Consider the following 18,985-nt stretch of genomic DNA (forward strand, 5'->3'; position numbering starts at 1 on the left):
CCGGGGTTAGAAGGCTATTTCGCGGAATAACAGGCGAACGGGCATTATATTTCGCTTGTGTGACAGAAATAAAAAACCCTGCACTGGCAGGGCTTTAATAAAGGTGAGCCAATATCTGTTTATTGCGTGCACAAAGCGTAGCAAAGCAGCTGGTAAGAGATCGTTACGAAACCAATGGTGGTTAATACAAAACTCACGGCAGAAAATACTTTCCACTTCATTTTGCTCCAGAAATCCATGTCAAAGGCTGCAATCGTAAAAATGGTCGGGTTGGTAAAACCACCGATGGCCAGGCAGACACAGGCAAAATGGTGTAGTTCCACGCCTGATGTTTTGGCTGCGGCATAAAAACCAAGCCCGAACAGGGCCATCAGCGCATAGTCAACGTGCGCGCGTATCATGGTTTTATAATCCACCAGAAAGTCGCCATCAATGCCCTTGATGGGAAACCAGCGGGCAAAGGTCATTAACCATGCGGATAAAATTAAAGCGGTGGTACAGGCGACTGCGCCTATGAGTAAAACTTCCATGTCATCTCTCCTGAGTCCTTGATTGAAATAAATCCCGTATAGTTGTTATGGTCGGGTATGCTGATTGTAGACAGGTCTGTCTATTTGTCAATGGGGCGTATGCAAAACTTTGTTTTGCTTGCGTTATCAGGCGTTTTCGCGCACAATTCGTCCGTTGCTAGGGGTCTGTAAATCCTTCATTTATTGAATGTTTTTTGCAGTGAGAGTTACCCTTCGAACCTGATGCGGTTAATCCCGCCGTAGGGAATGCAAATCTCCGCATCCTTACGTCTTTATCTTTTAAGGATGCCAATGAACGCCATTGATAAAAATATCAAGTTCGTCAACGCCGATGCCAAAGTTGACGAAGCCGCTACCAAACCGTTTGCCAAATCGCGCAAAATCTACGTTGAAGGTTCCCGCCCTGATATCCAGGTACCATTCCGCGAAATTTCGCTGAGTGATACGCCATCCAGTTTTGGCGGCGACACCAACCCGCCAGTCGTGGTCTACGATACTTCTGGCCCTTACACCGACCCGAATGTCGAGATCGATATCCGTAACGGTTTGCCAGCACTGCGCGCCCAATGGATTATGGAACGTGGGGATGTAGAACAGCTGGATGGCCCGACCTCCGAGTTTGGTCACCAGCGCCTGGTCGATCCGGAACTGTCACAGATGCGCTTCAACCTGCACCGCAAACCATTGCGTGCGAAAGCGGGCAAAAACGTCAGCCAGATGCACTACGCACGCCAGGGCATTATCACGCCGGAGATGGAGTTTATTGCCATCCGCGAAAACCAGCGCCGCGAGAACATGAGCGAGCTGCTGCAAACCCAGCATCCTGGCCAGAACTACGGTGCCAGCATTCCTAAAGTCATCACGCCAGAATTCGTGCGTGACGAAGTGGCGCGTGGCCGTGCCATTATCCCGGCCAATATCAATCACCCGGAAATCGAGCCTATGATCATTGGCCGCAATTTCCTGGTCAAAATCAACGCTAACATCGGTAACTCAGCCTTGGGTTCTTCCATCTCTGAAGAAGTGGAAAAAATGGTGTGGGGGACACGTTGGGGCGGTGATACCGTGATGGATCTGTCCACCGGCAAAAACATCCATGAAACGCGTGAGTGGATTATCCGTAATTCCCCAGTCCCGATTGGTACCGTGCCTATCTACCAGGCGCTGGAAAAAGTCAACGGCAAGGCCGAAGACCTGACCTGGGAAATCTTCCGCGATACGCTGATCGAGCAGGCCGAGCAGGGCGTGGACTATTTCACCATCCACGCCGGCGTGCGTCTGGCTTATATTCCGATGACAGCCAAGCGTATGACCGGTATCGTCTCTCGCGGTGGTTCCATCATGGCGAAATGGTGCCTGGCGCATCATAAAGAGTCTTTCCTCTATACGCATTTCGAAGAGATTTGCGAGATCATGAAACAGTACGATGTGAGCTTCTCACTGGGTGATGGCCTGCGTCCTGGCTCAATTTACGATGCCAACGATGAAGCGCAATTCGCCGAACTGAAAACCTTGGGCGAGCTGACCCAGATTGCCTGGAAACACGACGTACAGTGCATGATTGAAGGCCCAGGCCATGTACCTATGCACTTGATTAAAGAGAACATGGATCTGCAACTGGAACACTGTGGTGAAGCTCCGTTCTATACCTTAGGCCCATTGACCACCGACATTGCGCCTGGCTATGACCACATCACTTCCGGTATCGGCGCGGCCATGATAGGCTGGTACGGTTGCGCCATGCTGTGCTACGTGACGCCGAAAGAGCACCTGGGTCTGCCAGACAAGGAAGACGTGCGTGTCGGCATCATCACCTACAAGATCGCCGCGCATGCCGCCGATTTGGCCAAAGGCCACCCGGGCGCGCAAATCCGTGACAATGCCTTATCCAAAGCACGTTTTGAATTCCGCTGGGAAGACCAGTTCAACCTCGGCCTGGATCCGGAAAAAGCCAAGGAATTCCACGACGAAACCCTGCCGCAGGAAGGTGCCAAACAGGCCCACTTCTGTTCCATGTGTGGCCCCCACTTCTGTTCCATGAAGATCACGCAAGACGTGCGTGACTACGCTGATAAGTTGGGTGTAGACGAGCAGGCCGCGCTGCAAAAAGGCATGCAGGAAAAAGCGATTGAATTCGTGAAGAAAGGCAGTGAGGTTTACCAGAAAGTGTAATGCACTGACTGTTTGCCACTTGAAAAGCCAGCAGCGATGCTGGCTTTTTTGTAGGTATATAAAGCTTCTCTGGCAGGCAGAATGTAAAGAATGGAATTTTCATCCAGCGTTCTTATCTAATAACTACTAATGAATTCAGTAAGATGGATAAGGAGAACGATATGAGACGCAGGCTCTATTTTGTTTTGCCCAATATCAAAAGCGCCCACGCCATTATGAATGAGCTGCTGCTGGATAGAATTGATGAAGGCCATATCCACTTTCATGCAGAAAAAGAGCAGCTCCTGGGCGATTTGCCCAAAGCTAATGCCGTGGAAAAATCGGATGTGATTTACAGCGCAATGGCAGGCTTCCTGTTCGGTGCTGTCTTTGGTTTGTTTGGTGGCATCCTGGCTTATCTGGTGCCGTGGTGGTTTGGTGAAGTGTCATTGACAGTGATTCCGTATTGCATGGTACTGGGCGCGATTGCGTGTGCAGCCTGGGCGGCAGCGGTGGCGACGGCCGCGCCCAGCTATCGGATCAAATTGCATAAGAAACAAATGGAAGACGGCAATATCCTGATGATTGTGTCAGTGCCTTTGGGCAGGTTGCAGGTTGTTCGCCAGCGGTTGTTGAAAACCCATCCCGAAGCCACCTACAGCGGCGTGTGGCCGGCAGAACATATCCTGTTCCCCTGAATAATAAAGCCGGCAATTGCCGGCTTCTTCCATGCGTATCTTCAATGACTTTCTTTTAAACGCACGACTTCCAGGTCAAAACTTCCTCCGGCATGGCTGACCAGTATTTGCTGGTCCTGTATCGTAAAGCTAATGGATAGGCCACGCTCGGCAACTGCGGCCAGTTGTTCGGTATCGGGTAAATTAAGAACGGTGACGTTATTGAGTTTAAGGATGGCTTTGCTGTTTTGCGTCCACCACACCTCCGCAGTTCTGCCGCCATAAAGTACCTGCACCACTTCGCTGGCTCTGCCACAGGCTTTGCGAATGTCGCGTTCATCCGGCAGGCCGACGCAAATCCAGCGCGTGATGGCCCCGGTCAGGTCTTTTTGCCACAGGTCAGGCTCATCATCGTCGCTTAGCCCATTGCCAAACAATAAGGCATCACTGGCATACAGTACAAACGCCACCAGGCGCACCATCAGGCGCTCATCCGTTTCAGAAGGATGTTTGGCCAGCGTGAGGGTGTGCTGCTGGTAATAATGCCTGTCCATATCTGCAATATTGAGGTCTATTTTATAGATGGTGGATTTCAATGCCATGCGTGTGCTGCCTTAGATTGCCCAGGTGAACGTGCTGCGAGTATAGCAAACCTGTCGCAGATGTTTGCATTGTGCCGGATACAATAAAGCACTTGCTTCTTTTGGCTGCTGACGTAAAATAAAAACAAAACGTTTCATTTTTATTTCTGATGCACACCAACTCCACCCTGATTCCAGAATCCTCCTCGGCAAAAACGAGGGTCGGTCGCCCCAAAGCCGGTACCGAACAGGAGCGGCATGCGCTATTGCTGGAACAGGCGCTGGCCCTGTTTATGGAAGAGGGGGTGGCCCAGACCAGTGTTGCCCGCATCGCTTCTGCTTGCGGTGTTTCCACACGTACCATTTACGAGCGGTTTGACAATAAACATGCCCTGCTGATTGCGGCGATCAAACACAGGGTGGAACAGGATGTTTCAGCCATGGTGCAGGTGGATAATTTAGCCAGCCAGTCATTGCAGCAGGTGCTGACACAGGTAGGGCGCTTTATGCTGAATCGGGTGCTTGAGCCGCGCATGCTGTCGTTCTTCCGTATCGGGGTGGCGGAAGCTGCCCATGTGCCGGAGCTGTCGCGTGCCATGAAAGCAGTGGGGCCGGAACGCATCCACCAGATGCTGGCGGATATTTTCCGTTTTTATGCGGCAAGAAACCAGTTGCCCTCGCAGGATTTCAAGCGGGCCGCAGAGTCTTTTTGCGAGTTGCTGATTGCCGCGCCGCGCACCAAAGCGCTATTCGGTGTGCTGGACAAGGATTGGGATGCAGAAGCCCATCTGGCATTTGTGGTGAATTTGTTTTTACATGGCATGCAGGGAATGGAGTCGGCCGATGCGGCTTAATCAATATTGTGTCTGGCTGCTGTTATGCGTGCCATTAGCCAGTTGCTCGGTAATCGATGAGTATATCCGTCCCAAACCGGTCACGGTGGAACAGTGGCAGACGCCTCTGCCACATGACGGCAACCTTGCCTCACTCAAGGGGTGGTGGGCGCAGTTCAAGGATCCGGTGCTGGACCAGTTACTGGCGCAGGCACAAAAAGAAAGCCCTTCCCTCGAAATCGCCTTGGCCAATATCCGTACTGCGCGCGCCAATGTGCTGTCAGCTCGCGCACAGGGCATTCCCGATTTAACCGGTTCCGGCAGCATGACGCAGAGCAAGGGTGGTGGCGGTGGCGCATTCCCTGCCAGTACGCTGGATATTGAATCGGTCTCGCTGGATGCCAGCTGGGAAGTTGATTTGTTCGGCAAAATCAAGGCCGCCAAGCAGGCAGCAAAAGCACAGTTGGATGCGAAAAAAATCGCCTGGCATGATGCGCGCCTGAGCCTGGCAGCGGAAGTCGCCAATAACTATGTCAATTACCGTGCCTGCCAGGCATCGGTGAGTGCGTTGCAGCAGGCGTTTGATTCACGCGCGGAGACCGCACGGTTGACAGGCATTTCTGCCAAAGCGGGCTTCTCTGCCCCGGCTGACCTGGCGTTGGCAGAGGCGGCGACCCGCGCCAGTGAATCTACGCTGGATGGCCAGCAGGCCGAGTGTGATGGCCTGGTCAAGGCGCTGGTGGAGCTGACCAATTTCCCTGAGGCGGAATTGCGCAGTTTACTGGCGCAACGCAGGGGCTTACCGCAACCTGCCATGTTTGAGGTGAACGCTTTGCCTGCGAGCCTGCTCACCCGCAGGCCAGACCTGGCAATTGATGAGCGCAACCTAGCAGAAGCCAGTGCCAATATCGGAGTGGCCAAGGCGCAGCTATATCCCAGCCTGACCCTGTCAGGCTCCATCGGTTACCGGCGTACCAATTTTGGCGGCATGGTGACGCGTACTGACTCCTGGTCGTATGGCCCTTCACTGAAGTTACCGATTTTTGACGGTGGGACGCTACGTGCCGACCTGGCTGAAGCCCGTGCAAATTTCGACAGTTTAATGGCGACCTATAAACAGGATGTACGCAAGGCGCTTAAAGAGGTGGAACAGGCGCTGGTCAATCTGGATAGCGCCACGCGACGCTCAAAATCCGAGGAAGCCAGCGCGCAGCAGTATGCCCGGTATTTCCAGGCGGCTGAACTGAACTGGAAATCCGGCGGACTGGATTTGCTGTCACTGGAAGATGCGCGCCGCCAGAAAATCAATGCAGAATTAAATGTGGTCACCCAGCAGAAAAATCGCGTTCTACAGTGGATCGCCCTGTATAAAGCATTTGGCGGTGACTGGTACGAGTGGCAGCAGGCAACAAAACAAACAACAGAAAAAGGTAAATAAACATGGCGAGAGGACTCACAAAAAAAGGCAAGTTTCTGGTGATTGCAGCATTGCTGATAGCGGTCAGTGTCTGGTTTACCCTGCATCCCATCCATCAGGCCGAGTTGGCGGAGAAGCGCGGTAACCGCCAGGCAGCCAGTCCAGCCGGCGAGCCTGCCAAAGCCATGCTGAGTGTGGAAGTCACGCGGCCACAGGCAGTGCAATGGCCGATGACGCTGGTGCTGAACGGCAGCATTTACCCCTGGCAGGAAGCACTGGTCAGTGCCGAAATTTCCGATTTGCGTATCCGGCAGGTGCTGGTGGATGTCGGTGCGCAGGTCAGCAAGGGCCAGCCATTGGTGCTGCTGGCTGATGAAACGGTGAAAGCTGATTTGCAGAAACAGCTGGCAACCGTGGAAAAAGACAAGGCTGCGCTAGCGGAAGCCAGGAGCAATGCCGACCGTGCGCAGGAAATCAGGGACAGCGGGGCGCTCTCCGCGCAGAAAATCAATGAATACATGATTGCGCTGCAAACTGCGAAAGCCAATCTTGCCTTGTCGGAAGCCGAACTGGAAAACCAGAAAATCCGTATACGCCAGACCCAGGTAGTGGCGCCGGATGATGGCGTGGTGTCTTCACGCTCTGCCAACCTGGGTAATGTAGTGTCTGCAGGTACTGAGCTGTTCAAGCTGATTCGCCAGGGGCGCATAGAATGGCGTGGCGAAGTAAATGCCGACCAGCAGGCGGCTTTGCATGCCGGGCAAACGGTCAACCTCAATCTGCCGGGTGGTAAAGTGGTGGCCGGTAAAGTGCGCCTGATTTCACCGACTGTGGATAACAATACCCGCAATGCACTGGTGTATGCGGATATTCCCAAGAACAGCGCCAAGCCTGGCATGTATGTGCAGGGCACAGTGGATATCGGCCAGCAGCGCGGCCTGGCCGTGCCTTTGAGTGCGGTGACTTACCGGGACGGTTTTGCCTATGTGTTTGCGGTGAGTGCGAGTGACGCGCAAGGTATGAGCAAAATCACCCAGCGCAAGGTGCAAACCGGGCGTACGCATGGTGAGCAGATCGAAATACTGAATGGCATAGACGCTGAATCCAGCCTGGTGCTCAGCGGGGGCGCTTTCCTCAATGATGGCGATACCGTGAAAATTGTCACGCGCAAAGCCGGAGCCTGAGCATGAATTTTTCGGCCTGGTCCATCCGTAATCCGGTTCCGGCAATCCTGCTGTTTGTTGTGTTGACTTTCCTGGGGCTCAGATCGCTGAGCCAGCTGGGCAAGCAGAACTTCCCTGATATCGAGCTGCCGGTGATTACGGTCAGCGCGACGCTGGAAGGGGCGGCACCGCCGCAACTGGAAACCGAGGTGGCGCGCAAAATTGAGGACAAGATTGCCACCATAGGCGGCATAGAACATATGTCCACTGTTATCACCGACGGTGGTGTCGCCATCAGTGTGCAGTTTACGATTGATACCAATAGTGAAGAAGCGCTGAACCTGGTACGCAATGCGGTTGACAGTGCACGCTCCGAACTGCCGACATCGGTGACGACACCTACTGTTTCCAAACTGACCACTACAGGCAGCGCGATCCTGACCTTTGTTGTCTCTGCGGACAATATGGATGAAGGTGAGTTGTCCTGGTTTGTCGATAATGAAATCAGCAAGGCCATGTTGTCCGTGGTGGGCGTGGGCAAAATCACCCGTACCGGCGGCGTGGACCGCGAAATCCAGGTCAACCTGAACCCGACCCTGATGTCCGGCTTGGGCGTCAATGTCAGTGATGTGTCGGCCCAGCTCAAGCGCGTGCAGCAGGATGCCTCCGGCGGGCGTGGTGATATTGGCGACAATGTCCAGTCGGTGCGTACACTGGGTGCGCTACACAGTGCTGACGAAGTACGCAACCTCGATATCCCCATCAGTGATGGCCGCCATATCAAACTGTCACAGGTGGCGGAAGTGCTGGATACCTATGCCGAGCGCAGTACCTATGCCAGCTATGATGGCAAGGAAGTGGTCCGTTTTGAAATTACGCGCAGCAAAGGCACCAGCGAGGTGACCGTTGCCAAAGATGTGCGCGCCGCGCTGGAAAAATTCAGCCGGCAGCATCCACAGGTCAAGATTGCCGAAGCCTACAATATGGTCAAGCCGGTAGAAGACAATTATCACGGCTCCATGCAGCTGTTGTATGAAGGCGCCTTACTGGCGGTGCTGGTAGTGTGGTGGTTCCTGCGTGACTGGCGCGCGACCATTATTGCCACGGTGGCGTTGCCGCTTTCCATGATTCCCACCTTTGCGGTGATGCAATATTTCGGCTTTTCGCTGAACCTGCTGACCTTACTGGCACTGGCACTGGTGGTTGGCATCCTGGTGGATGACGCGATCGTGGAAATCGAGAATATCGTGCGTCATCTGCGCATGGGTAAAACGCCGTACCAGGCGGCGATGGAAGCCGCCGACGAAATCGGCTTTGCCGTGATAGCCACCACTTTTACGCTGGTGGCTATTTTTCTCCCGACAGGATTCATGGGTGGCATTCCCGGCAAGTTCTTCAAGCAGTTCGGCATCACTGCCGCCATTGCCATCATGGGCTCCCTGGTGGTGGCGCGTTTGCTGACGCCCATGATGTCGGCCTATTTGCTCAAACCGCATCCGGCCAAGGAAGAACAGACGTCTGCCACCATGCATACCTACCTGCGCTGGGTGGCCTGGTGCCTGGGGCACCGCAAAACTGTGGTGGCCGGGTTTATCCTGTTTATCGTTGGTTCACTGATGCTGATGCCTTTGTTGCCTAAAGGCTTTGTGCCGCCTTCTGACAGTAGCCAGACCAAAATCAATATCGAGTTACAGCCGGGTACCCCGCTGGCGCAAACACGTCGTGTGGTCGATGAGGCTGAGCGCATTGTAAAACAGCATCCGCAGGTGAAAGCGGTATTCAGCGCAGCGGGTGCGGCCAGTACCGGCGGTGGTGGTCCGCATGCGGCCGAGAGTACCACGGATGTACGCAAGGGTAGCCTGGTCATTACGCTGACCGACCGTAGCGAACGCAAACAAAAACAGGCGGAGATTGAGGCTGATTTGCGCGAGCAACTGAAAACCCTGCCCGGTGCGCGCATTTCGGTGGGTTCCGGCGAAACCGGTGAACGCTTGCAGGTCACGCTGGCCAGCGACGATCCTGTGGCCCTGCAAACGGCCAGCCAGCAAGTCGGCCTGCAATTAAGGAGTATCTCTGGCCTGGGCAATATCACCTCCAGTGCCAGCTTGCAGCGCCCCGAAGTGCAGATTATCCCGGATGTGGATAAGGCCGCTGAGTTGGGCGTGACGGTGGAAGCTATTGCACAAGTCATTCGTGTGGCAACCTCCGGCGATTTTTCCAACAGCATGCCCAAACTCAACCTGCCACAACGCCAGGTGCCCATCCGCGTGCGACTGGGGCCCAGTGTGCGCACCAGCCTGCAGGAAATTGCGCAGTTGCGTGTCCCGGCGCGCAATGGCAGTGTCAGCCTGGAAACCGTGGCAACCGTGCGCATGGGCAGTGGTCCGCAGCAGATTGACCGCATGGACCGCATGCGCAATGTCACGTTTGATATTGAACTGAACAAGCGCCAAATTGGCGAAGTCATGCATGAAGTGCAGCAACTGCCCGCGATACAAAATCTGCCGCCCAGTGTGAAACAACTGGAAGCCGGCGACGCAAAACGCATGAACGAGCTATTCAGCAGTTTTGGCGGCGCCATGATTATCGGCATTATGTGCATCTATGTGGTGCTGGTGTTATTGTTCGGCGACTTTTTGCAGCCAGTGACCATCTTGGGTGCGCTGCCATTGTCGTTAGGTGGTGCATTCTTTGCCTTGCTGGTGACGCATAACAGCTTCTCCATGCCCAGCGTGATTGGCCTGCTGATGCTGATGGGCGTAGTTACCAAAAACTCTATCCTGCTGGTGGAATACACCATCATGGCAAGAAAAGAGCACAAGCTGAACCGGTTTGACGCCATTATTGATGGCTGCCACAAACGGGCACGTCCCATTATTATGACCACCATCGCGATGGCGGCAGGTATGCTGCCCATTGCACTGGGCTGGAGTGCCGATCCCAGTTTCAGATCACCGATGGCGATTACGGTGATTGGCGGGTTGGTGACCTCTACGGTGCTGAGCCTGGTGGTGATTCCGGTGTTGTATACCTATGTGGATGATTTGCTGGGTAAATTACGCAGTTTGGGGAGACTGGCCAGGAAGCATGTATAGTTTTTCTTAGCTCATCAATTAGTTTTTTGAAGGCGCGCTGAGAAGTGCGCCTTTTTGTTTGGTGGGTTAGGAAGGTGATCCTTGCGGTTTTATGTAGCGATTTATTTCGCCTGACGGCGAAACAAACATTTACCAGGTTAGATGCCAGTGAAAATTTCAAAGAAGGCATCAGCAGACAATCATAGCAATATCACTAATAAATTCTCTATTGATTCCGATGTTGCCGCTTGCTTTGCAAAATACCAATATTCATTTCCCCATTTAATGTCGAGGCGTAATGTTTTTCTATCATGGCCACCGAGGTTCTGGCATTACGCGCCAGGGTCAGCATATCAATACCTTCGCCATATAGCAGCCTGAAGGTAATTGCGGTGTGGCGCAAGCTGTACATGGTGCGCCCGATGCCATGTGGCCCGGTTTTGAGGCCGGTTTCATGCAGCAGCCAGTTGAACAGGAAACCCATCATGCGCATGGCATAATCGCGATTGGCAATATCCGGGAAAAATACATAGTCGTCAGATTGACCGAAGCCTTGCGATAGCGCTTTTTGTTGCAGTTTTCTGTAAATAACCACTGCCTTCATCAAGGTGACGATAGGCATATTATGACGCTTGGTTTCCGGCAGGGTCAGGCGTAAATAGGAGTGCGTGTTTTCAACGATATGCACATGGCTATGTTTCATAACCTTAATATCGCTGGGCCGTACAAAACTGTTGACCATAAAGCCGATCAGTCTATACATCTCTTCGCGCATGACCAGCAGGCGTTGATCCAAGCCGGTGGCGTTTAAAAACTGTTCTTTTTCAAAATAAAACGCACGGTTACGCAAGCGCCAGCCAGTGCGTAGCAGTGCCAGGTATTCCTGCAAGGTGAAGGCCCCGCGTGAGTTTGACACCGGCTTCAACTTGGGGAATTCCGGCATGCGATCCAGTTTCCCGGCATGCATGGCTTCGTTTAGTGACTGTTTGACAATGAGCAGGTATTGGCTGGCAGACGAGATGCCAATATTGTGCGATGCCAGATAATCCAGAAATTGTGACAGCGTCGTGTATGAAATCTGCGCCAATTCAATGCCGGAGAAAAATGGTGCCACGTGTTTGTCAGCACGGTACTGGTAAATCTCATAACACTTGGCACTCATTTGTTGGGTATTGAACTTATGCAGCCATTTTTTGCGTGCAATCGCCAGGAATTCTGTTAAATAAAGGGGTGGCGTAACAGGGTGAGAAATAGCTTTCTCAATGGGGTGGGCATCTGCTTGCTTAGCATAGAGTGAAGTTGCTGCTGTCATATTCGCTAACGCATCGCCGGAAATCAGCCATAGTTTCACCTGATGGTCCACTACCAGCGCGACCGGGTGGTTTAATGCATGTTCTGCAACCTGGTCGGGGTTTTCTAGCAATTCGGAAAGCTGGTAAATTTTTGCATCAGGCAGCATCTGGTCACCTTATTTAATAGAGGAAACGAGAATATGCCAGCCAATGGCACCACCATGAAAATAATCTCTTGAGCGCGCGCCCTGATTTAAAGACATGCATACTTCACAGGCAATAAAAAACGGCAACCGAAGTTGCCGTTTTATCTGACTTTTAATTTAAGCAGGTAAGCCTGCAATTAAATTAGAAGAACAGGATAGCACCCAGAGAAACTGTTTTTGCTTTAGCGTCCAAATCACCGCCGGTTTGCTCCAGTTTCTGTTTAGTTTGAGAGTACTCAGCCACCAAGTTCAGGTGCTTGGTCAGAGGGTGGTAAGCACCAACTGTCCACATTTCATTTTTCAGGTTGTCAAAGGCATCAACACTGTTGCCTTCCAGCTTGGATTGACCCCAGCTCAGACCCAATTTTGTACCAACTTCTGGGACTGTGTATGTACCTTGTACATAACCACCTTTGGAATCACGACGCTTACCAGCAGCATCGAAACCATCCCACAGTTGACCTGTTTGGCCGATACCTTTGCCATCGTAGTAGTAACCAGTCAAGCCGAAGCCAGCCAAGTTAACAGTTGTACCGATATCCCATGCAGTTGCACGGTCGCTAGAACTAGTGATCGTGTTTGCTGTACCTGGAACAATCACACCACCAACAATCGCATCAGCAGTAGCGTTAGTCAAACCTTTAACTTTTTGGCTGATAGCAGATACCCAAACTTTACCTGCTACGTCGCCGGTCCACTCGTAAGAAGCTTTACCTTCGAATGCTGGTTGAGAACCACCACGGTCAGTGCTTGTTGCGCTACCTACTGCAGCAATACCAGCAGTCTGTGCATCCCAAGATTGAGTTACGCCACCTGTGAATTGGAAGCCGTTCCAGTTTGGTGATGTGTAAGCAACTTGAGATTTCCAGTCAGCGTAGATGTAACCGGAACCGATACGACCCAGAGTAGTTGTGTTGCCAGCCAAGTTACCAGCACCGCCGCCAACGCCCAGCAATGTCATGTCGTTCAAGATAGCGTCTGAAGCGAAGATGCCCAGATCTTTACCCAGTTTGATAGAACCCCAGGAAGCATCACCGAATGTCAGGAATGCTTGACGGTTTTCTTGCTGGCTGCTTTGGAACAGTGCGCGATTTGTAGAAGCACCTGGGTTAATGCTGATTGTGAAACCAACATCCAGGTCGTTCTGACGTGTTTTACCGGAAACGCTCAGGTAGTTTGGCAACAAACCGGTAGTGATGTTGGAGGTGCTATCACCTTTACCATTGCCCAAACCCAGTGGAGCTGCGCCAGAGTTGTCGCCGCTGTAAGTAGTTTGTGTGTAGTAAGCGTTAACAACGCCACCGATGTCCAAAGTCCAGTCACCAGCTGGGATTGTGATACCAGCTTGTGCGCTTGAAGCGGCAGCAACCAGAGCTGCTGCAACTGCAACGTTTAATTTCATGTTCATACGAATCTCCAAAAATGTTGTTTTCACAACTTGTGTAAGGATATTGCTTTGAGCCGGATGTTTTTAAAACACCCTAACTTTCAGAACTCCCTCGGAATCACCCCTGGCATTTCCAAGAAGGTCAGTACAATTTTTGCAAAATGCAGGCGGATGGCGCAAGCGAATACGTCAAATTGCTTAGGCCAAGTTTGAATTGTTGTAGATTTGCAACAGTCTGGATGCGTATTTTAATGGAAACAGCGAAACAGCACGTATTTTGGTGCTTTGTTCCCTGCTGCCTTTCACGGCCAGTTTCTGCTAGCATAGCGAATGGTTTTTATACGTTATCCAAGCTGGCACGACCTAAACATTCATTAAAAAGAGGCTCCCCCATGATTTCCGATATTCAGTTATGTAGTCGCTTTATAGATACATTGGACTGGATTTGCCAGGTACTGATCAGACATGCCGATGATTTCCATGTCGCGCTGGTACGCATTGCCTATGGTGAAGATAACAGTTTGGGCGAGGCTTATGGTGCGCCGGAAGCATTACGTCAGCTTTCGTCTCTGACGCATGACCTGCAAGGTGCGTTCAGAAGGTCTGACCTGGTGGGCCGGGAGGGCACGGATTTCTGGATCCTGTTTCCCTACACACGCGTGACCGACAATATCTATGACAAATTGATGGATGTGTTACATGGGTCAGCGCATAGCAACCTGAATATTGTGGAGCGAGAAATCGCCATTTTCGAATTGCCGCTGATTTACCAGAAAGCCATTGTGAAGCCCGACCACGGGTTGGCGTTACTGCAATACCTGAAAACCAGCCAGCCTGAGTTAGCCAGCCATATCTTCCGGCTGACCAATACTTAACCTGTTTAGATTCAATAGCGGCTTTGCCTGAGCGTTTTAAGCAGGGTACGCACCGGCGTAGGCAAGGCTGCTCCAATCGCATCGGCGAACGGCAGCCATTGCCTGTCTGGTGACGTTTCTGCACGCCGACCTACCAGTTGCAACGGTTGCGGCGTGATTTCCAGTTTGAAGTGGGTGAAGGTATGCCATAACACGGGCATGACTTCGAGGGATTCGGTCTGCATGCCATATTTCTCTTGCACTTGCTGCACAGGAAGCTGCGTAGCTGCCACCTCCGGCAAACTCCACAAACCGCCCCAGATACCCTGATTGGGGCGCTTCTCCAGCAGGATCTCACCTGCATCCATAATCATCAGCATGGTGGTCTGCTTTTCCGGCAGGGCTTTACGTGGCTTGGAGAATGGCAGTTGGGCAACGCGCTGCTGCTGGAAAGCCAGGCATTGCGTTTGCATGGGGCACTCACTGCAACGCGGTTTGCTGCGGGTGCAGAGCGTGGCACCAAAATCCATCAGGCCCTGAATATAAGCTGGCAGATTCTGTTGCGGCAGCAGGCTTTCGGCCAATGTCCACAATTGTTTTTCTATCGCAGGCAAACCCGGCCAGCCTTCCACAGCATGCAGGCGGGCCAGCACACGCTTTACATTGCCATCGAGAATGGTCTGTTGCTGCTGGAAGGCAAATACCGAAATGGCGGCGGCAGTGGAGCGGCCTATGCCTTTCAGGGTCTGGATGTGGGAGAAGTCCTGCGGGAACTCGCCGTTGTGCTCGCGCATAATCGTTTGCGCGGCGTGATGCAGGTTGCGTGCACGCGAGTAATAGCCGAGACCACTCCAATGCTGCATGACCTCATCCTGTGAAGCAGTTGCCAGGCTGGCAATGGTGGGAAAGCGCACCATAAAACGGCCATAATAGCCAATGACCGCGCTGACCTGCGTTTGCTGCAGCATGATTTCCGACACCCAGATGGCATAGGGGTCGCGGGTCTGCTGCCAGGGCAAATCGTGCCGCCCGTGCGCCTGTTGCCAGGCAATCAATTTTTCAGCAAACGCACTCACAAGCAAGACTTATCTATTACTCAGCTCTATTACCCAGCGGCACTTAGAATTTCAGCAGTTTTTTCAACGCTTTTTGCGCAGGTTTGGTTTCGGTATTGCTGCCACTCTCCTGCTTGGCCGCATCACTCTTGGTATCATCAGTACTGCTGCCGGAAGATTTGCCATTCAGCAGACCTTTCAGGGCATCTGCTTTATTATCGCCACCGATCAGCGATTTCACCGCACCGGCTTTGTCACCACCTATTTTATCCGTCAGCGCATCCAGTGCGGCGGATTTAGCCAGCGCCTGCCCCAGCGCAGCCATATCAATGCCAAATTTTGGCGCCGCAAAGGTGCCGGTAATTTTAATCGGGATCCCAATGCCGGACAGTTCATCTGATTCTTTACCGCCCTGGCCTTTCAGCGAATTGACCAGCGTCGGCTTGGCGACATAATTGATCTGTTCTTTGCCGATATCAATATCGCCTTTGCTCTCGCCTTTGGTCAGGCGAAAAACCGGCGCTTTCATGGCCAGGTCTTCATTGTGGGCCACACCGTTTTTAATATTGAAACTGGCGGTCAACTCACTGAAGTCTGTTTTCTTGCTTTGGTCGGCGGCAGTGTCGGATTGTCCTTTCAGCACATTGAGTTTGCTTTTGGCATCACGGATGGTGCCCGCAATATCAATCCCTTTGACAGCGCCATCCGCCATCCGCAAATCAACCAAACCGCCCAGTGACTTTTTTAAAGCCGTCACCGTATTGCCCTGTGCAGTGACATCCAGTTTCAGGTTGCCATTACCGGACAACATATCGTTATTAATGGTATCCATCAGCAAAGGGCCAACGGCGATGTTTTGCAGGTTCTGGTTAATGGCGATGGAGGGGGTTGCACGTGCATCCACTTTCACTGCACCGCGCACAGTGCCCTGATAAACATCCACGTTTAGCGGATCCAGGCTGGCCAGGCCATCCTGTGACTTCAGGCCGATATTCAGGTTTTTCGCCTCGGTTTTGCCATATTTCAGCCAGCCTACGCGGATATTACCCTGGGCGTTAAGTGCTTTCAGCGGTGATAGATCCAGCGGTTGTTCCTCTGAATGACTATCTGGTGCATTACCAGCCGGTTTACTTTCAGCCGCGGCCGTTTGCTGCGGCAGGTAACGGTTCAAATCCAATTTGTCGATATTGAGGTCAAACGTGTACAACGGTTTGCTGAATTGGCTGATGCCGACATTGCCCTGGATACGGGTGTCGTCCAGTTTGACATCCAGGCCCTGCAACGCCAGTTTCTGGCCATCGGCCTTGATAGCGACATTCAGGCCGGTCAGCGTATAAGGGCTATACAGAATCTTGCCGATATTGATGCTGCCATCAAGGAATAATGTTTTCAAGGCGCTCAGCTCCGCCGGTTTATCGGGTTTGGTGTCTGCCTTGGCGGTGCTGGTCGCGGGCGCTTTCTGTTTGCTATTACCCAGCAAAGCGTTCAGATTCAGGGTATCCGCATGCACTTTGAACCCGATATGCGGGGTTTTAAAACCGGCCACGCTGACATCACCATTCAAGCGGGTTTCTGCCAAGGTTAAATCAAAGGTGGATTTTGCCTGCTCCTGTTTGACATTGGCATTGGCTGACAATTTGAATTGGCCCTGCATAGCGCCATTTGGCAATGCCGGATCCTTGATATCAAACTTGCCGGCCAGCCCTGGCACATCAAATATCATATCGGCAAGATTGGCTTTCACGGGTGAGGCAAAATGCCCTTCCACCTTGCGCGCACCGGCGTTCAGCTGTACATCGGCAGTGATACCTTTGCTTTCCACCGCCTGCTGGTTGCCCTTGATTTCTGCCAGCGCGACTTCCACGGTGACATCATCGCCGTTGGCGGCCTTCTGCTTGAGGGCGAGCAGCACTTTGTCGCTGGATATCTGCTCAGGATTCACTGCCAGCGCCGGCGCCTCCAGCGTCACGTTGCGGTCAGTGCCGGCAAAATTGCCTTGCATGGCGACTTTCAGGCCCGCCAGGTTGAGGGCAGTTTTGGCAGCATCTACATCCACGGAGCCTTGTGCACTCAGTGTCACGTCTTTGCCATCCAGCAATGCGCCTTTTAATTGTGCATCCAGGTCCTTGACCACAAAATGCTTGCCTTCCGGATCGGCCATGACATTGGCCTTGATGGAAGCGTTGGCATCCATCGCCGGCTGGTTAGCTGCGACATGAAAGTCGGTTGCCACATCAAACGGTTGTTTCAGTGCCACCTGGCCTGTGGTCAGGTTCAGCTGGTCCACGCTGTATTTGGCGCCACTGGCTTCATTGAGGAAGCCAGCCTGGGTATTGGTGATTTTGATGCCCTGCACATCAAAATTAATCTGCTGCGATTCGGAATCGTCTTCCTTGCTCATCAGATCATCAAAGTTGAAACTGCCATCAGCATGCTGGATGACGTTGACCTGCGCGCCATCCAGGTAGACAGTATCGACCACGATTTCCTTTTTCAGCAAAGGCAGCACGGCGAGCGCCACTTTGGCGCTTTTAATCGCGGCAAACTGTTTGTCCGACTGATGTTCGGACAAGCTGATTTCACCCAGGTCGGCGCCGATTTTGGGCCAGAAACTGAGTTTGATATCACCCTTGATATCCAGCGTGCGCTGTTTTTTGTCTTTGACTAACTGGATGACAGTGGATTTGTAATCATTGGGGTTAAATGTCGCCGCCAGGTAAATTACCAGCAATAGCAAGACGCCAATAATGGCACCGACGATGTAAAGGATTTTTTTCAATGTATTGTTCATTTATGTCACCTTTAACGAGTTAATGCGTAAAGAACAGCAACACCAGAATACCTACCACAATACGATACCAGGCAAATGCAGCAAAGGAATGCTTGGCTACAAAACGGATCAGGGCACGGATCACCACCAGCGCAGAGAAAAACGCGGTAACGAACCCCACCAGGAAAATAAACGCGTCATGCAATGACAGCAGGTCACGCGCCTTGAGCAGGTCATAGCCGGTGGCGGCAAACATGATGGGCAGCGCCAGGAAGAAGGAAAACTCGGTGGCCGTTTGCCGGTTGAGGCCAAAGCACATGCCACCGAGGATGGTGGCGCCGGAACGCGAGACACCAGGAATCAGCGCCAGCGCCTGGGCACATCCAATCTGCAAGGCCTGTTTTGCACTGATGTGGTCTATGTTCTGCACCTTGCCAGCCGGAGCGAACCTTTCGATCAGCAGGATCAGCACCCCGCCCACAATCAGGGCAATACCGACGGTGTAGGAAGAAAACAGGTAATCCTTGATTTCGCGATGGAAGGTCAGTCCCAACAAGGCGGCAGGCAGGAAAGCGATGAACAGGTTGCGCACCAGGTGCTGCGCATTGGCATCAGTCTGGATGCGCTGCACGGTCTGCAACAAGCGGTGCCGGTATTCAACACACACGGCCAGAATTGCGCCCAGTTGTATCATGATTTCAAATACGTCACGCTTTTCTTTGTCCAGGAAACTCAGCCATTCACCTGCAATAATCAAATGTCCGGTACTGCTTACGGGTATAAATTCGGTCGCGCCTTCGACCAGGCCCATCACAACGGCCTTCAGCATTAATACAATATCCATGGACTGTATTCTAGCAGACAGTGCAGCTTAGAGGCCGTGATGGGGGAAATTAGCAGGAAAGAAATCGGGGAGAAGGGATGAATTTTTTGTGGCAGGAAGCAGAGACGCTTTTACCCGCTGATTTAAATTTGGCAACTTCAAGCAGTGCTAC

At 52.4% G+C, this 18,985-nt stretch carries 14 protein-coding genes and 1 riboswitch; of the genes, 7 read left to right on the forward strand and 7 right to left on the reverse strand.

What is annotated here, in order from left to right; genetic code table 11:
* Positions 1 to 119: 119 nt before the first annotated feature.
* A complete protein-coding gene (locus BLP53_RS11490; RefSeq protein ID WP_091472299.1) occupies positions 120 to 530 on the reverse strand; it encodes a hypothetical protein in 411 nt (136 codons plus the stop codon).
* Between the two features lie 149 nt (positions 531 to 679).
* A riboswitch (TPP riboswitch) is annotated at positions 680 to 794 on the forward strand.
* 27 nt (positions 795 to 821) lie between these two features.
* Here BLP53_RS11490 and thiC point away from each other — a divergent pair.
* Together thiC and BLP53_RS11500 are read left to right on the forward strand one after the other, a co-directional pair.
* Positions 822 to 2,702, forward strand: a complete 1,881-nt coding sequence (thiC, locus tag BLP53_RS11495; RefSeq protein WP_091472300.1) for a phosphomethylpyrimidine synthase ThiC — start codon at positions 822 to 824, stop codon at positions 2,700 to 2,702.
* Positions 2,703 to 2,863: 161 nt separating this feature from the next.
* Positions 2,864 to 3,379: a hypothetical protein gene (locus BLP53_RS11500; RefSeq protein WP_091472379.1), complete on the forward strand. Its 516-nt coding sequence runs from the start codon at positions 2,864 to 2,866 to the stop codon at positions 3,377 to 3,379.
* A gap of 41 nt (positions 3,380 to 3,420) precedes the next feature.
* On the opposite strand, the gene BLP53_RS11505 is transcribed toward BLP53_RS11500, so the two are convergent.
* The gene (locus BLP53_RS11505) at positions 3,421 to 3,960 is read right to left on the reverse strand and encodes a YaeQ family protein (RefSeq protein ID WP_091472301.1); all 540 of its coding nucleotides are present in this window, start codon (positions 3,958 to 3,960) and stop codon (positions 3,421 to 3,423) included.
* A gap of 149 nt (positions 3,961 to 4,109) precedes the next feature.
* Here BLP53_RS11505 and BLP53_RS11510 point away from each other — a divergent pair, with 149 nt between their 5' ends.
* Genes BLP53_RS11510 through BLP53_RS11525 form a run of 4 tightly spaced genes read left to right on the forward strand, consistent with a single transcriptional unit; the run spans position 4,110 to position 10,447 of the window.
* The gene (locus BLP53_RS11510) at positions 4,110 to 4,793 is read left to right on the forward strand and encodes a TetR/AcrR family transcriptional regulator (RefSeq protein WP_091472302.1); all 684 of its coding nucleotides are present in this window, start codon (positions 4,110 to 4,112) and stop codon (positions 4,791 to 4,793) included.
* Positions 4,783 to 6,210, forward strand: a complete 1,428-nt coding sequence (locus BLP53_RS11515) for an efflux transporter outer membrane subunit (protein ID WP_091472303.1) — start codon at positions 4,783 to 4,785, stop codon at positions 6,208 to 6,210. The genes BLP53_RS11510 and BLP53_RS11515 overlap by 11 nt, the downstream gene beginning before the upstream one ends.
* Positions 6,211 to 6,212: 2 nt before the next feature.
* Positions 6,213 to 7,373 carry an efflux RND transporter periplasmic adaptor subunit gene (locus tag BLP53_RS11520; RefSeq protein ID WP_091472304.1) on the forward strand — a complete coding sequence of 387 codons (1,161 nt, stop codon included), beginning with the start codon at positions 6,213 to 6,215 and terminating at the stop codon, positions 7,371 to 7,373.
* 2 nt (positions 7,374 to 7,375) lie between these two features.
* Positions 7,376 to 10,447 (forward strand): efflux RND transporter permease subunit, encoded by a 3,072-nt coding sequence (locus BLP53_RS11525; RefSeq protein WP_091472305.1) that lies wholly within the window; start codon positions 7,376 to 7,378, stop codon positions 10,445 to 10,447.
* Positions 10,448 to 10,652: 205 nt separating this feature from the next.
* Here the strand turns inward: BLP53_RS11525 and BLP53_RS11530 are convergent, their stop codons facing one another.
* Positions 10,653 to 11,885: a phage integrase SAM-like domain-containing protein gene (locus BLP53_RS11530; protein ID WP_091472306.1), complete on the reverse strand. Its 1,233-nt coding sequence runs from the start codon at positions 11,883 to 11,885 to the stop codon at positions 10,653 to 10,655.
* Between the two features lie 181 nt (positions 11,886 to 12,066).
* On the reverse strand, positions 12,067 to 13,332 hold the full coding sequence (locus tag BLP53_RS11535) for a porin (RefSeq protein WP_091472307.1): 1,266 nt from the start codon (positions 13,330 to 13,332) through the stop codon (positions 12,067 to 12,069).
* Positions 13,333 to 13,703: 371 nt separating this feature from the next.
* On the opposite strand from BLP53_RS11535, the gene BLP53_RS11540 reads away from it, so the two are divergent.
* Positions 13,704 to 14,186 (forward strand): hypothetical protein, encoded by a 483-nt coding sequence (locus BLP53_RS11540; protein ID WP_091472308.1) that lies wholly within the window; start codon positions 13,704 to 13,706, stop codon positions 14,184 to 14,186.
* Between the two features lie 11 nt (positions 14,187 to 14,197).
* On the opposite strand, the gene mutY is transcribed toward BLP53_RS11540, so the two are convergent.
* Genes mutY through BLP53_RS11555 form a run of 3 tightly spaced genes read right to left on the reverse strand, consistent with a single transcriptional unit; the run spans position 14,198 to position 18,834 of the window.
* The gene (gene mutY, locus BLP53_RS11545) at positions 14,198 to 15,241 is read right to left on the reverse strand and encodes an A/G-specific adenine glycosylase (protein WP_091472309.1); all 1,044 of its coding nucleotides are present in this window, start codon (positions 15,239 to 15,241) and stop codon (positions 14,198 to 14,200) included.
* A gap of 43 nt (positions 15,242 to 15,284) precedes the next feature.
* The gene (locus tag BLP53_RS11550) at positions 15,285 to 18,011 is read right to left on the reverse strand and encodes an AsmA family protein (protein ID WP_091472310.1); all 2,727 of its coding nucleotides are present in this window, start codon (positions 18,009 to 18,011) and stop codon (positions 15,285 to 15,287) included.
* 19 nt (positions 18,012 to 18,030) lie between these two features.
* The gene (locus tag BLP53_RS11555) at positions 18,031 to 18,834 is read right to left on the reverse strand and encodes an undecaprenyl-diphosphate phosphatase (RefSeq protein ID WP_091472311.1); all 804 of its coding nucleotides are present in this window, start codon (positions 18,832 to 18,834) and stop codon (positions 18,031 to 18,033) included.
* Between the last annotated feature and the right edge of the window lie 151 nt (positions 18,835 to 18,985).

The sequence above is a fragment of the Methylophilus rhizosphaerae genome, assembly GCF_900100975.1.
Taxonomy (GTDB): Bacteria; Pseudomonadota; Gammaproteobacteria; order Burkholderiales; family Methylophilaceae; genus Methylophilus; species Methylophilus rhizosphaerae.